The organism is Rhizobacter sp. P2_D12 (genome assembly GCF_056404395.1).
Genome location: NZ_JBFUEB010000070.1, coordinates 1 through 14,221 on the forward strand (window position 1 = coordinate 1; position 14,221 = coordinate 14,221).

A 14,221-nucleotide genomic window follows, 5' to 3' on the forward strand; every position below is an offset into this window, starting at 1 on the left:
CGCCAATCAGGGTGGGGCGCCGGAGCTGACTGCTTTCAAGGCCCCGCGCGAAGCGCGATCGTGATCTGACTGTCGCCGACTGTTTGACCACAGCGAGCGAAGCGAGCGGCGGGAGTTTCGGCGACGGGCCTTGAAAGCAGGCAGCGCAGGGCAGTCGACGCGCCCCAGCCTGCCCGCCCGCGCCTTTGCGCGCGCAAGCTCAGGCGGCCGGCAGCGTCTTCGTGTACAGCGTGGCCCCGGTCAGGTCCTTCAGGTTCACCGTGAAGGCCTTGGTCTTCGCGTCGATGTCGACCTGGCCGAAGAACTGGTAGCCCTCGCTCGGCGCGACGTTCTGCGACGGCGGCGCCTTCTCGTAGACCACCTGCACGCCGAAGGTGGCGTCGGGCTTGTTCGGCCCGAAACTGCCGGCGTTCAGCGGCCCCGAAATGAATTCCCAGAACGGCAGGAAGTCGCTGAACTTCGCCTTGCGCGGGTCGTAGAAATTGGCCGCCGTGTAGTGCACGTCGGCCGTCAGCCAGACGATGTTCTTGATGTTCGCCCGCTTGATCTCGCGCAGCAGCCGCGCGATCTCCAGCTCGCGCCCGAGCGGCACGCCATCGTCGCCGTTGGCGATCGCCTCCCATTTGTCGCGCCCCTGCGCATCCTTGCCGTCGGGCACCTGCACGCCGATCGGCATGTCGGCGGCGATCACCTTCCAGGTCGCCTTCGAGCGCTTCAACCCCTCCAGCAGCCATGCGATCTGCGGACGGCCCATGAAGGCGCTGTCAGGCGTCTCCTCGGTCTGCAGGTTCGGACCGTTGGCACCGCGGTAGCTGCGCATGTCGACGACGAACACGTCGAGCAGCGGCCCTTGCGGCAGGTGGCGGTACACGCGCTCGCTCTCGGCATCGGGGCCGCGGCGCAGCGGCGCGTACTCGAGGAAGGCGCGGCTCGCGCGCGCCACCAGCAGCGGCACGTTCTTCTCGGTGTAGCGCGCGTCGCCCGACACGTCCTTCGAGTCCGACCAGTTGTTGCTGACCTCGTGGTCGTCCCACTGCCAGATCTGCGGCACCTCGGCCGACAGCCGGCGGATGTTGGCGTCGAGCAGGTTGTAGCGGTAGCGGCCGCGGTACTCGTTGAGCGTCTCGGCCACCTTGCTGACCTCTTCGGTGACGACGTTGTTCCAGGTCGAACCGTCGGGCAGCTTGAGCTGCGCCGCGATCGGGCCGTCGGCATAGATGGTGTCGCCGCTGTGCAGGAAGAAGTCGGGGTTGACGCGGCGGATCTGCTCGTAGATCTTCATGCCGCCCCAGGCCTCGTTGATGCCGAAGCCCTGGCCGGCCGTGTCGCCGCTCCACGCGAAGCGCACGTTGCGCAGCGCCCGGCCTGTCGATGCGGCCGGCAGCCGCAGGTGGCCCGGCATCGGCTCGGACAGCACGCGCTCGTTGTGCAGGTCCTGCAGCACCACCCGGTAGAACACCTCCTGCCCGGCCGGCAGGCCGGTCAGGTCGAGGCGCCCGGTGAAATCCGAATCCTCCAGCAGGTGCGGGCCGCGCACGCGATTCACGTTCGCGAAACTGGCGGTCGACGACCACTCGACCCACATGCGCGCCGGACGGTCGCTGCGCGTCCAGACGATCGCGCTGTCGGCCCGCGCATCGCCCGACTGGATGCCGGACGGGAATTGCGGGCGCATCGCATCGCGCGTGATGGCGGCCGGCGCCTGCTGGGCCGACGAGAGGCCGGGCAGCGCCCCCGCACCGGTGAGCGCCAAGGCGTTTGACAAGAAGATCCGACGGTCCATGCGGTACATCCCGGAAAAAAGCTGAAAACGCGCAGTCTGCAGGGGGCGTGTGGCAGCTTCATGAACCGGTCGAGCCATCGAAATCCCAGAAGCCGGTATGCGCAGCTTGTATGGCCAAAGACAGCGCAGCGCGCGAATGTTCCCCTACTCTGTACCGCAAGACTGGCAGGGGCCGACCACGTCGCAGGGAACACACATGACTGACACAGACACCTGGCACCGCGCCGCGGTCGACCTGGGCTACACCCACCTCACGAGCCGCTGGACCTTGCTGCCGATGCTGGGCCTGCTGGTCGCGATCGGCTTCAACTGCGTGACGACCTCGCTGCACAAGCTGGTGGGCACGCCGGCGCTGGCGATCCTGGTCGGCGGCGTCAACCTGAGCAGCCACCACATGGGCGCCTTGCTGCTGTTCTGGCTGCTGTCGCACGTGCTGTTGCCGGTGCAGGTGCTGGGACTCCACGATCTGGCCGCCAAGGCCGGCCTGCTCGAGGGCCTGCAGCCGGTGGCCATGGCACGGCTGCGGCACAAGCGCTGGACCGCCCGCCTGCTGGCCATGGGCCTGGCAGTGGGCGGCACCGTGGCGATCGGCGAGATCCTGTTCGGCGGTTTCAGCCGGCACGTTCCGCTCCACTCCATCCCGGACCTGGTGGCGTTCCTGACCTTCAACTGGCTGCTGCTGCACCTGCTGATGGTGGGACTGGCCCTGCTGACGGCGCACATCGTGGCGACCCACCTGCGGGATGTCGCCGCAGCCCGCCCGACCTGATGCGCCGGCCGCGGAAAGGTGGCGCATCCCCGGGCTTCTCCGCAGATCGGCTGGCGCGCCCATTGCCTAAGCTGCCGCATGGCCATCGCCAACCCCGCCACCCCACCCGAAGCTGCCGCCCCGCGGCCGTCGGCGCAGGGCGCGCCGGCCATCCTCGACATCGAGGCCTCGGGCTTCGGCCGCGACAGCTACCCGATCGAGGTCGGCTACGTGCTGCCAGACGGGTCCAGCTTCTGCAGCCTGATCCAGCCGGCCGGCCACTGGACGCACTGGGATTCGGCGGCCGAGGCGGTGCACCACATCCAGCGCGACACGCTGCTGGCGCACGGGCGGCCGGTGGGCGACGTGGCGCAATGGCTGAACGACCAATTGCACGGCCGCACGCTGTACAGCGACGGCTGGGCCCACGACTACCCCTGGCTGGGTGCGCTGTACGAGGAAGCCGGGCTGGTGCCGAGCTTCCGGCTCGACAACCTGCGCTCGCTGCTGTCCGAAGCCGAGGCGCGCGACTGGTACGCCACCAAGCAGGCCGTCAGCAACGAGCTGGGGCTGACGCGGCACCGGGCGAGCGCGGATGCGCGCCTGCTGCAGATGACCGTGCGCCGGCTGCGCGAGCCAGCCCCCCGCTGAGGTCCGACGCCCGGATATCCAGGCCCGGCGCTTGCATACAACCCCGCCGCACCCCACCCGGGTGAGCGCTGCAGGCCTCCACGCCTCATTTTGGTGAGCCGGCTTGTATGCAACCGATCCATGCCTCACGCTGGTGCCTGCCATCCGCAACAAGCCCCAACACATTGCCGACCGCATCGTCGACGCCATCCTGGCGCGCAAGCTGGCGCCCGGCGCCCGGCTCGGCGAGCAGCCGCTGGCCGACCTGTTCGGCGTCAGCCGCACCATCGTGCGCGAGGCCCTGGCCCGGCTGGCGGCACGCGGCATGGTCGAGGTCAACTCGCGGCGCGGCTGGTTCGTCGTGCAGCCCTCGCCCGACGACGCGCGCGAGGCCTTTGCCGCGCGCCGGCTGATCGAGACCGGCCTGCTGCAGTCGCTGCAGGCCCCGCTCGAAGGCGTCGCGCTGCAACGGCTGCAGCAGCACCTGGCGCAGGAGCAGGCCGCGGTGGCCGCCGCCGACCCGGGCGAGCGCAGCTTCCTGCTCGGCGACTTCCACGTCTGCCTGGCCGAATGCGCCGGCAACGGCACGCTGGCCGAGATCCTGCGCGACCTGACCGCGCGCACCACGCTGATCGCGGTGCTCTACCAGTCGAACCACGAGGCGGCACAGTCGTGCGCCGAGCATGCCGAGATCGTCGCGGCGCTGGCGCGCGGCGACAGTGCCGCCGCCAGCGAGCTGATGCGCCGCCACATCGACAGCGTTGCCGCCCACCTCGACCCGAGCCTGGGCAGCGACCCGCTGGCCTCGCTGCGCGCCGCGCTGTCGCCGCTCGCGTCGGCTTCCCTGACGTCCGGCAAGGCACAACCCTTGCATACAAGCCCCGCCAAGCCGCGCAAGCGGCTCTTCACGCCCCTGGTTTCTTCCCCGTCCACCCCGGAGTACTGACGATGCGCCACCGCACTTTCCTGAAAGCCTTCGGCCTGCTGGCCGCTGCACCCTTGTTGTTCGCAGGCCAGGCCGCGCAGGCGCAGGCCGCCCTCGACGAGGTGCTGGCGAAGAAGCTGATCACGATCGCGATCCCGACCGACTACCCGCCTTACGGCTTCGTCAGCACCGACCTGAAGCCGCAGGGCCTGGACGTCGACATGGCCACGCTGATCGCCGCGAAGCTGGGTGTGAAGGTCGAGCTGGTGCCGGTGACCAGCGCCAACCGCATCCCCTACCTGCAGACGAAGAAGGCCGACCTGGTGATCTCGACGCTGGGAAAGAACCCGGACCGCGAGAAGGTGATCGACTTCACCGCCGCCTATTCGCCGTTCTTCCAGGCGGTGTTCGGCCCGAAGACGCTGGCCGTCAAGACGCCGGCCGACCTGGCCGGCAAGAGCATCGGCGTCACGCGCGGCGCGATGGAAGACCAGGAGCTCGGCAAGATCGCGCCGGCCGGCCTGGACGTGAAGCGCTTCGAGGACAACAACGTCACCGTCTCGGCCTATGTCTCCGGGCAGACGCAGCTGATCGCCACCGGCGCCTCGGTGGCCGGCGCGATGATGGCGAAGAACCCGCAGCTGGGCACCGAGTTCAAGCTGCTCTTGAAGGATTCGCCGAACTTCATCGGCGTGGCCAAGGGCGAGGACAAGCTGCGCGCCAAGGTCAACGAGATCATCGCCGACGCGAAGAAGAGCGGCGAGCTCGACAAGATGGCGGTGAAGTGGCTCGGCCGCCCCGCCGGCGACCTGCCCCAGTGACCGGCTGAGCGGCTTTCATGATCAGCCTCGACTTTCCCGCCGTCCTCGCCGAATGGCCGCTGCTGGCCAAGGGCGTGGGCGTCACGCTCGCGCTGACGGGCGTGTCGGCGGTGTTCGGCCTCGCGCTCGGCATCGCCTGCGCCTGGGCCCGGCTGCACGGGCCCGCCTGGCTGCGCTGGGTGGCCGGGGCCTATGTCGAGCTGATCCGCAACACGCCCTTCATCGTCCAGCTGTTCTTCCTGTTCTTCGGCCTGCCCAGCCTGGGCGTGAAGCTGTCGCCCGAGGCCGCGTCGGTGCTGGCGATGATGATCAACCTGGGTGCGTATGCGGCCGAGATCGCGCGCGCCGGCATCGCGACGACGCCGCGCGGGCAGATCGAGGCGGCGCGCAGCCTGGCGCTGACCGAGCTGCAGGTGTTCACGCGCGTCGTGCTGCCGCCGGCGCTCAAGCGCGTGTGGCCGGCGATGGTGAGCCAGATCGTCATCGTGATGCTGGGCTCGGCGGTGTGCGGGCAGATCGCGACGGCCGAGCTGTCGCACGCGGTCAACCTGATCCAGGGCCGCAACTTCCGCGCCTTCGAGGCCTTCATCGTCGGCACGCTGATCTACCTGCTGCTGTCGATCGCGCTGCGCCGGCTGCTGAACTGGCTCGGCTCTCGCTTCATCTTCGGGTAGCCCGGATGCCAATCCGGGATCGCGGCTTCGCAGGACACCCCGGATTGGCATCCGGGCTACGAGACTGACACGATGGTTGAGTTCACGCTCTGGGAAATCTTGCGCAACCTGCTGCTGGCCTTGCGCTGGACGGTTGCGCTGTCGCTCGTCGCCTTCATCGGCGGGGCGATCGTCGGCCTCGCGCTGCTGGTGGCGCGGCTCGCCAGGCTGCCCGGTGCCGAGCGCTTCGTCGCCGGCTATGTGCAGCTGTTCCAGGGCACGCCGCTGCTGATGCAGCTGTTCTTCCTGTTCTTCGGGCTGTCGGGCCTGGGCCTGTCGCTGTCGAACTGGACCGCCGCCGCGATCGCCCTGACGCTGTACAGCAGCGCCTTCTTCACCGAGATCTGGCGCGGCTGCGTCAACGCGGTGCCGAAGGGCCAATGGGAAGCCTCCAGCGCGCTGGCACTGAACCTGGGCGAGCAGCTGCGCCACGTGATCGGCCCGCAGGCGCTGAAGGTGGCGGTGCCGCCGACGGTGGGCTTCGCTGTGCAGATCATCAAGGGCACGGCGCTCGCGTCGGTGATCGGCTTCAGCGAACTCACCAAGACCGGCTCGACGATCGCCAACGCGACCTTCAAGCCCTTCACCGTGTTCGCCTGCGTCGCGCTGCTGTACTTCGCACTGTGTTTCCCGGTGTCCCTGTGGGCCCGTTCGCTGGAGAGAAAGCTTCATGGCCATCGCTGAAACCGCCGTACCCGGCATCGTCGAGATCACCGGGCTGCGCAAGCGCTTCGGAACCAACGAGGTGCTCAAGGGCATCGATCTGTCGGTGACGCGCGGCGAGGTGATCGCCATCATCGGCAAGAGCGGCTCGGGCAAGAGCACGCTGCTGCGCTGCGTCAACGGGCTGGAGGAATTCCATGAAGGCGCGCTGGCGGTCGACGGCCAGCCGCTGCTGCACGGCAATGCCGCGGCGATGCGTGCGCTGCGCCAGCGCGTGGGCATGATCTTCCAGGGCTTCAACCTGTTCCCGCACCTGAGCGTCGGGCGCAACGTGATGCTCGCGCCGACGMTGGTGAAGAAGAAGGCGAACCCCGATTGCACCGAGCAGGCGCGCAAGCTGCTGGCGCGCGTCGGGCTGGCCGAGAAGTTCGATGCGCAACCCGAGCAGCTGTCGGGCGGCCAGCAGCAGCGCGTCGCGATCGCGCGGGCGCTGGCGATGGAGCCGGCGGTGCTGCTGTGCGACGAGATCACGTCGGCACTCGACCCCGAGCTGGTCGGCGAGGTGCTGCGCGTCGTCGAGACGCTGGCCGAGGAAGGCATGACGCTGCTGATGGTCACGCACGAGATGAACTTCGCCCGCAAGGTGGCGGACCGCGTGGTGTTCATGCACGCCGGACGCATCCACGAGATGGGGCCGCCGGAGCAGGTCTTCGGGGCGCCGCAGACGGCGGAGCTGAAGCAGTTCCTGTCGGCGCTGCACTGAGCCGTCGCTCGCCGGCACCGGGCGGCGTCCGCGCCAGGCCCGAAAACGGGGAGAATCGGACCGATGAGTCCATGCCTTCCCGATCTGGAGCGATGCCGTGATCAAGCCGGTTCTTGAGCCGAAACAGCTGTCGCGGCTGGTCCTGAACGGCTACAAGTCGATCGCCGAATGCGACATCGACCTGGGCCGACTGAACGTGCTCATCGGGGCCAATGGGGCCGGCAAGTCGAACTTCATCGGCTTCTTCCGATTGATCAGTCGGATCCTCGACAAGCAGTTGCAGGTCACCGTTGGTGCGGCCGGCGGGCCGGATGCACTGCTGCACTTCGGCCGCAAGACCACCGCGGAGATGCATGCCGAGCTCTACTTTGGCAGTGCCCACGGCTACAAGTTCGACCTGCGTCCCACCCTGGACAACAGGATGATGTTTTCCCGCGAGGTGCTCTGGTGGAATTTCCGTGGCGAGCGGCATCCGCACACGGGGCATTTCGAAACCCACTTTGCCGAGCAGGCGGAGCAAGAGTCGATCCAGGATGCTGTGGTAACTGCAATGCGCAGTTGGCGTGTTCACCATTTTCATGACACCAGTGCGAGCGCCCTGGTCAAGCAAATCCACTCGATCAACGACAACCAGTACCTGCGCGAGGATGCACGCAACCTTGCAGCCTTCCTCTATCGGCTTCAACAGCATCATCCGGCGCACTACGCGCGCATCGTCAAGTCCATCCAGTTGGTCGCACCTTCCTTCGGCGACTTTCACTTGCGCCCCACCGTCGGCAACGCCGAGAAAATCCAGTTGGAATGGACGGAGGCCGGTCAGGACACCCCGTTCAATGCCAGCGCCTTGTCTGACGGCACCTTGCGCTTCATCTGCCTGGCTACCGTGCTTCAGCAACCGGAAGAGTTCATGCCCTCGTCGATCCTGATCGACGAGCCGGAACTGGGACTGCATCCCTATGCGATCTCGGTGCTGGGCGCCATGATGATGTCGGTCACGCAGCAACACCAGCTCATCATCTCGACACAGTCGGTCGACCTGGTGAACGAGTTCGATGCGGAGGATCTGGTCATCGTCGACAAGCATGCCGGCGCTTCGACCTTCAAGCGACTGGACATCAAGGCCCTCGGCGAATGGCTGACGGACTACAGCCTGGGCGAGCTCTGGACCAAGAACCTCCTGGGTGGAAGGCCTGCCAGGTGAAGCGCTTCTACGTGCTGGCGGAGGGGCAGACCGAAGAGACCTTCGTGCGGGACCTGCTGGCCCCGCACTACCAGCAACTCGGCGCCTGCATCACACCCATCGTCCTGCGCACCAGTCGGGATCACAAGGGCGGCGTGACGCGTTATGCGCAGGTCCGGCCGCAGATCATTCGCCTGTGCCGGCAAGACCACGGGGCCATCGTGACCACGCTGATCGACCTGTACGCCCTGCCGTCCGACTTTCCTGGCAAGTTGGATGCCGCCTACCCGACCCAGGGACGAGGGTCACAGAAAGCCCAGTTCATTGAAGCCCGCTGGGCCGACGATGTCGCCGAAGCCAACTTCGTACCCCACTTGGCTGTGCATGAATTCGAAGCGCTGCTGTTCACGCAGCCGGCCCGCTTCGCCGACTGGACGGACTCACAGGCAGTCGTCCAGCAGTTGCAAGTTGCAGCGGACCAGCACGACACGCCGGAGGACATCAATGACAGTGCGCAAACCGCACCGTCGAAGCGCATCCTGAACACGATGCCGTCATACAAGAAGACGCTTCACGGACCGCTGATCGCCGCCAGCATCGGGCTCGATGCACTCAGGCAGTCATGCCCCCATTTTCACGCCTGGTTGAACCGCCTGGACGCACTCGCCGCCAACCCGGCGGATTGAGGCCCCTCAGCCGCCCATCGTCTCCTTGCGCTTGCGCTCATCCTCGATCGCCCTCGCCCGCACGCAATGCGGGTGATCGTGGAACGCCGGGTTGGTCTCGCACTCGCGCAGGATGCAGTTCAGCCGTGCGAGGAACTTGCGGGCGCCACAGGCTTCCCCCGGCGTCGCCGGACCCGCTGCAGGCTTGGCCTCCGCAGGTGCAGCCGGTGCCGCGGCCACCGGCGGCACGGCGGCAGCCGGCGCGGGCGTCGCTGAGGTCGCGGCAGGCTTCGGATCGGGACGAGGCTTCGGTGCAACGGCCGGCTTGGCTTCGGCCACCGCCGCGGGTGCCTGCGACGCGGGAGGCTCGACCGGGACAGCAGCCACGGCCGGTTCGGGTGCGGGTGCTGGTGCCGCCTCGGGCGCCGGACTGGGCGGCACCGGCGCCGCCGCAGACGCCGCGGCAGCGGTCGATGCCGCCTCACCCGGGCCCCGACCCTTCAGCGCGAACCCTGCCGCGGCCACGACCAGCAGCGCCGCGACCAAGCCGACCACCAGCCCGACCCGCCGCTTCGGCGGAACGTTCGCCACCGGCGCGGCAACCTGCGGCCGCGCTGCGGCCGGCGGGGGCATCACCACGGTCGCCGCGGCCGCGGCCCGGTGCTCCTTCGCGCTCGGCGGCGGGGCCGGTTGCGTCAGCGCGGCCGTCGGCTGGAACACCGTCGGCTGGCCATCGATCGGTTGCGTCGGCGACCAGGCCGCCTGCACCTGCTCGCGCGACACCGGCTGCGTCGCCTCGCCGTCGGCCACCGGGCGCTCGGGCGGCACGATGCGGCCCTCGAGCGCATCACGGAACTGCGCGACGCTCTGCGGCCGGTGGCTCGGGCGCACCGCCAGCGCCCAGTCGATGCTGCGCAGCAGCGGCTGGCCGATGGTGCCGCGCTGCACCTCGTCGAGCTGGGCCAGCGGCTTCGCATCGTCGTGCACCGCACGCGCGGCCGACGGCACCGGCGGGCGGCCGGTGATCACGAAATGCAGCACCGCGCCCAGCGCGTACAGGTCGGTCCACGGGCCCTGGCGCAACTGGCCGACGTCGGCGTACTGCTCGATCGGGGCGTAGTTGGGCTTCAGGATCGCCGTCAGCGTCTGCGTGCGGTCGCCGATCACGCGCCGCGCCGCGCCGAAGTCGAGCAGCACCGGCAGGCCCGACGGCAGCAGCAGGATGTTGTCGGGCGCAATGTCGCGGTGGAACACGTCTTCTCCGTGCAACACCTCCAGCGCGCCGAGCAGCGGGTCGATCACGCCGCGGATCCAGGCATCGCTGGGCACGCCGGACAGCGCCTTGCGTTCTTCCTTCAGCGTGCGGCCGACGTAGTACGGCATCACCATGTAGGCGGTGCCGTTGGCCTCCCAGAAGCGGTAGACCTTGACCAGCGACGGGTGGTCGAAGCGGGCCAGCAGCTTGGCCTCGTTGACGAAGGAGCGCAGGCCGATGCCGAAGGTCTCGACGTGCGCCTGCGAGCGCAGCGACACCAGCGCGCCCTCGCCGCGCGCGGCCATCGAGGCCGGCATGTATTCCTTGATCGCGACCTGGCGCTCGAGCGCGTGGTCCATCGCGAGGTAGACGATGCCGAAGCCACCGACGCCCAGCACCCTCAGGATCTCGAACTCGCCGAGGCGGCTGCCGGGCGGCAGCGCATCCTGGTCGTCCTGGAGGCCGGCGCCGGGGGTCGGATTGCTCATCGGGGCAGTTTACCCGGGGGGCGTGCGTGGTCGGTCCAGCCGACGTCGCCGCAGATCACGTTGAGCTCGTCGCCGACCCGGAACGCCACCGACACCGTCACGCACAGGTGCGCGCCGTGCAGCGTGCGGTAGGGCCGCGTCACCTGCACCCGCCCGAGCGCCTCGATCGCGCGGCGGTAGTAGGGCCTGCGTGCCCAGCGCGCGCCGTGCGTGTTGCGCATCGGCTCGAAAGCCGGCTGCTCGCGCAGCGGCCGGCTCGCGGCCCAGTGGTTGACGCCGATCTGCCGGGCGTCGGCCCCCAGCAGGTAGGCCACCTCGGCACCGGGCAGCGCGAGGAACGAGGCCAGCGCCTCCTGCATCGAGCGGCCGGCCGACAGCAGCGCCGACGCATAGCCGATCGCGTTGGTGTACGGCGCGATGTGCTCGCGCTGCGCCTGGTGCTCGTCCATCCAGCGCGCCTCGAATGCGTCCCACAGGTTGACGAGTGCCGGCGGCGTGTGCTGGCCGGACACCATGCGGGCCTGCGGCTTCGCGAACAGGAAGCCCTGCACGAAATCGGCATCGGCCTCGAGCGCGACGAAGGCCTCGTCCTGCGTCTCCACGCCCTCCATGAGCACCAGCGCGCCGCACTGGTGCAGCAGCGAGGTCATCTGCGTGACGACACGGCGTGCGCGGCGGTCGTGCGCGGCACGCGCGACCAGGCTGCGGTCGAGCTTGACGATGTCGGGCTGGATGCGCCAGACGCGGTCGAAGTTGGAGTGGCCGGCGCCGAAGTCGTCCAGCGCCAGCAGGCAGCCGCGCTGGCGCGCCAGCGCCACGGCGGCGTCGAAATCGTCCTCGTCGGAGACGGCGTCCTCGAGCACCTCGACCACCAGCCGGTGCGGCGCGAGGCCGCTGTGGGCCATCAGCGCGGCCTGGAAGCCATCGGCATCGAGGCGCGGCCCCTGCAGGAACACCTGCGGGTGCATGTTGCAGAACAGCCAGTGCGCAGGGCCGGCCTGCTCGGCGAAGTTGAGCATGTGGACCAGGCGCGCGGCGCGGTCGCGCAGCAGCACGTCGGCCAGCGTGCCGTCGCCGCGCAGCGCGTGCGCCGGCGCCAGCGGCATGCGCTGCGCATCGACCGCGCGCAGCAGCGCCTCGTGGCCCACCGGCCGGCCGTGCGACAGGCTGTAGATCGGCTGGAAGTGGCTGTGCAGCGTCAGGCCGCCGACCTCGGACACCCAGGCATCGCCGTCGCGGCGCACCGTGTCGCACAGGGTCGGGAAGGCGGCTTCGCAGGCACGGTCGGTCATGAAGCAAGGATTAGACCGCCGGCCCGTGGGATGCCACAAGGGATGCTGGGGGGTGAATGGCGGGCATATTCAACGGTGTCGCGGGATGGAACCCGGGGCAGGCGGGCGACCACAGAGAATCCTTCGTTGCCGAGGATGAGATGAAAAGGTCTCTCCCACTCCAGGTCAGCCAATATCGGCCACTACCCTCCATGCCGCCTGCCAATTGCAGCGCGAAGAGCGAGTGGAACCTCGCTCGCGACATCAAAGGAAACAAGCTCGAGACCGCCCACCTCGAAGGGAAGGGGTTTGCGAATGATGAAGCGCTGCAACTTCAGGAAGCGCTGAAGACGACGTCGGCTCTACGCTCACTCACCCTCAAGAACTGCACGATCTCCACCTTCGGCGCCACGCTCATCTTCAATGCCTTGGGCGAAAACACCAGCATCCACAGCTTGATTCTGGGCGAGCTCAAGGGCTTCAAAGCCCTCGTCAACAAGTTGATCGACGCCTTGAGCAGCAACCGAACCCTGCGCCACCTCGCGCTTCATCCTCCATTCAACGGCGCACAGTCAGTACTTCGCCTGCAGGCCGTGCTGTGCCGCCATCCGGTGCTCGAGACATTGACCGTGCACGCACCCGAGGGGCGAACGGTCCGGGCACGGCTGGCAAGATTTGCAAAGGAAAACAGTTCCTCATCGCTGACACACCTGCGACTGGTCACCAACACGCCGTCCACAAAGTCCTGCGCGGCAATCAAACGCCTTCTGAAAGCGAACACGCTGAAATACCTGACCCTGGTCACGAACCTGTCCAAAGCCCAGAAGTGGGGCCTGCGGAATCAATCCAGCACGACCGAGCTTGTGTTCGAGTCCGGCAGCACACCAAGCCCCGAACTGGAAGCACCTCTTCTCGATTCGCTGGCTACATTTGTGCGGCAGCATCCCTCGCCGCAGCAAGCCCTCGCCCAGAACGTCACGCCCGAGGCACGGCAAAATGCCGCGGAGTTCTTCCAGAAGCATCGCGCTTGCCTGTTCCCCAGCGAAATGCTTGAGTTGAACGAACGCGCACCAGGCGTGGTGCCGGGCTTGGGGGCGGACGCCACGCTGGAAGACGCCGCCGATAAACTCGAGGCGTTCCAAGGCCCCCCCGAATACGGATTCCCCCATGCCCTCTGACAAGATCTCCGCCCTCATCAGCACCCGCGCCAATGTCTACTTCGACGGCAAGTGCGTGTCCCACGGCATCGAGCTGCCCGACGGCAGCAAGAAGAGCGTCGGCGTGATCCTGCCGTCGACGCTGCGCTTCACGACCGGCGCGCCCGAGGTGATGGACGTCGTCGCCGGAGGCTGCCGCATCCGACTCGCGGGCAGCGACGAATGGCAGTCGTATGGCGCCGGCCAGTCCTTCTCGGTGCCGGGCCAGTCGGCCTTCGACATCGAGGTCAGCGACACGATGCACTACGTCTGCCATTTCGGCTGACCGGTCGGGCTGACCGGCCGGCTGACCGGCCGGGCGGGTCAGTCCCCGCCACCCCCACCGCAGCCGCCGCCGCCATCCCCGCCGCCGTCCCCTCCCCCGTCGCCACTGCCACCGGCATCGGCGCTGCTGCCGTCGTCGCTGCCCGAGCCGCACGACGAGCCGCAGCTGAAATCCGTCGCGCAGTGCGTGCCGCCGCGGTCGGCACCGAGCAGGTTGCAGTCGGGCACGTAGCGGTAGCCGCCGGGCACGGCCAGCGCGGCATCCAGTGCGAACAGCAGCGGCAGCCGCGCCGCCTTCAGCGGGTCGATGCCCTCTTCCTTGCAGCTCCAGAACCAGGCCCGGCGCAACCCGTCCTTGCGCGCCTGGCTGTCGGTCGGCGTGCCCAGCGCCTGCGCCGGCGTGTGGTGCAGCATGCGGCCGAAGGCGCGCCGGCAGAACGCGTCGTAACCGCGGGTGTGCAGGATGAACTCGTGCCACAGCGCATCGACGACGCGCGACGGCATCGCGACGAAACGGCCCTTCGAGCGGGCGCAGGCCATGAAGAACTGGCGCAGCCCGCCCTCCACATCGTGCAGCGCCTTGTCGTCCAGCTCCGGATAGAGGCTGCGCATCTTGCCGCGCAAGAAGGGCGGGAACGGCTGTTCGCGGATCACCCGCAGCCCCGAGCGCAACTGCCAGGCGGCCAGCGCCCGGTACAGCCCCCACAGCAGCAGCGTGCCGCCCACCGTGACCGCCAGGCCCGCGCCGCGCTGCGTGAAGAAGCGCCACCACAGCACCAGCGCCAGGCCTGCCAGCAGCAGCCGCCACATCGAAACAGGGTTCAGGTTCATGTGC

General features: G+C 68.5%; 15 protein-coding genes. 11 read left to right on the forward strand and 4 right to left on the reverse strand.

Annotated elements, in window-relative coordinates:
* Positions 1 to 199: 199 nt before the first annotated feature.
* The gene (locus AC1DYN_RS21515; protein ID WP_477963152.1) at positions 200 to 1,783 is read right to left on the reverse strand and encodes an alkaline phosphatase D family protein; all 1,584 of its coding nucleotides are present in this window, start codon (positions 1,781 to 1,783) and stop codon (positions 200 to 202) included.
* Between the two features lie 196 nt (positions 1,784 to 1,979).
* Between AC1DYN_RS21515 and AC1DYN_RS21520 the strand changes: the two genes are divergently transcribed.
* From AC1DYN_RS21520 to AC1DYN_RS21560, 9 genes are all read left to right on the forward strand, one after another.
* Complete coding sequence (locus tag AC1DYN_RS21520; RefSeq protein ID WP_477963153.1) at positions 1,980 to 2,552, forward strand: hypothetical protein; 573 nt, start codon at positions 1,980 to 1,982, stop codon at positions 2,550 to 2,552.
* A 78-nt stretch (positions 2,553 to 2,630) separates the two neighbouring features.
* Complete coding sequence (locus AC1DYN_RS21525) at positions 2,631 to 3,182, forward strand: 3'-5' exonuclease (protein WP_477963154.1); 552 nt, start codon at positions 2,631 to 2,633, stop codon at positions 3,180 to 3,182.
* A 133-nt stretch (positions 3,183 to 3,315) separates the two neighbouring features.
* Positions 3,316 to 4,107, forward strand: a complete 792-nt coding sequence (locus AC1DYN_RS21530) for a GntR family transcriptional regulator (RefSeq protein WP_477963155.1) — start codon at positions 3,316 to 3,318, stop codon at positions 4,105 to 4,107.
* A gap of 2 nt (positions 4,108 to 4,109) precedes the next feature.
* Positions 4,110 to 4,907, forward strand: a complete 798-nt coding sequence (locus AC1DYN_RS21535) for a transporter substrate-binding domain-containing protein (RefSeq protein WP_477963156.1) — start codon at positions 4,110 to 4,112, stop codon at positions 4,905 to 4,907.
* A 17-nt stretch (positions 4,908 to 4,924) separates the two neighbouring features.
* Positions 4,925 to 5,581, forward strand: coding sequence for an amino acid ABC transporter permease (locus AC1DYN_RS21540; RefSeq protein WP_477963157.1), 657 nt, complete (start codon positions 4,925 to 4,927; stop codon positions 5,579 to 5,581).
* Between the two features lie 72 nt (positions 5,582 to 5,653).
* Complete coding sequence (locus AC1DYN_RS21545; protein ID WP_477963158.1) at positions 5,654 to 6,304, forward strand: amino acid ABC transporter permease; 651 nt, start codon at positions 5,654 to 5,656, stop codon at positions 6,302 to 6,304.
* On the forward strand, positions 6,291 to 7,046 hold the full coding sequence (locus AC1DYN_RS21550) for an amino acid ABC transporter ATP-binding protein (protein WP_477963159.1): 756 nt from the start codon (positions 6,291 to 6,293) through the stop codon (positions 7,044 to 7,046). The genes AC1DYN_RS21545 and AC1DYN_RS21550 overlap by 14 nt, the downstream gene beginning before the upstream one ends.
* 100 nt (positions 7,047 to 7,146) lie before the next feature.
* Positions 7,147 to 8,247 carry an AAA family ATPase gene (locus AC1DYN_RS21555; RefSeq protein WP_477963184.1) on the forward strand — a complete coding sequence of 367 codons (1,101 nt, stop codon included), beginning with the start codon at positions 7,147 to 7,149 and terminating at the stop codon, positions 8,245 to 8,247.
* Positions 8,244 to 8,912, forward strand: a complete 669-nt coding sequence (locus AC1DYN_RS21560; protein ID WP_477963160.1) for a DUF4276 family protein — start codon at positions 8,244 to 8,246, stop codon at positions 8,910 to 8,912. Before AC1DYN_RS21555 ends, AC1DYN_RS21560 begins: the two co-directional genes overlap by 4 nt.
* Positions 8,913 to 8,918: 6 nt before the next feature.
* Here AC1DYN_RS21560 and AC1DYN_RS21565 read toward each other — a convergent pair whose 3' ends face one another.
* Positions 8,919 to 10,634: a serine/threonine protein kinase gene (locus tag AC1DYN_RS21565; protein WP_477963161.1), complete on the reverse strand. Its 1,716-nt coding sequence runs from the start codon at positions 10,632 to 10,634 to the stop codon at positions 8,919 to 8,921.
* Positions 10,631 to 11,926, reverse strand: a complete 1,296-nt coding sequence (locus tag AC1DYN_RS21570) for a sensor domain-containing phosphodiesterase (protein WP_477963162.1) — start codon at positions 11,924 to 11,926, stop codon at positions 10,631 to 10,633. The genes AC1DYN_RS21565 and AC1DYN_RS21570 overlap by 4 nt, the downstream gene beginning before the upstream one ends.
* A gap of 191 nt (positions 11,927 to 12,117) precedes the next feature.
* On the opposite strand from AC1DYN_RS21570, the gene AC1DYN_RS21575 reads away from it, so the two are divergent.
* Both AC1DYN_RS21575 and ppnP read left to right on the forward strand, forming a co-directional pair.
* Positions 12,118 to 13,083, forward strand: a complete 966-nt coding sequence (locus tag AC1DYN_RS21575; RefSeq protein WP_477963163.1) for a leucine-rich repeat domain-containing protein — start codon at positions 12,118 to 12,120, stop codon at positions 13,081 to 13,083.
* Complete coding sequence (gene ppnP / locus AC1DYN_RS21580; protein ID WP_477963164.1) at positions 13,073 to 13,387, forward strand: pyrimidine/purine nucleoside phosphorylase; 315 nt, start codon at positions 13,073 to 13,075, stop codon at positions 13,385 to 13,387. The genes AC1DYN_RS21575 and ppnP overlap by 11 nt, the downstream gene beginning before the upstream one ends.
* Positions 13,388 to 13,425: 38 nt before the next feature.
* Here ppnP and AC1DYN_RS21585 read toward each other — a convergent pair whose 3' ends face one another.
* Positions 13,426 to 14,217 (reverse strand): glycine-rich domain-containing protein, encoded by a 792-nt coding sequence (locus AC1DYN_RS21585; protein WP_477963165.1) that lies wholly within the window; start codon positions 14,215 to 14,217, stop codon positions 13,426 to 13,428.
* Positions 14,218 to 14,221: the final 4 nt, after the last annotated feature.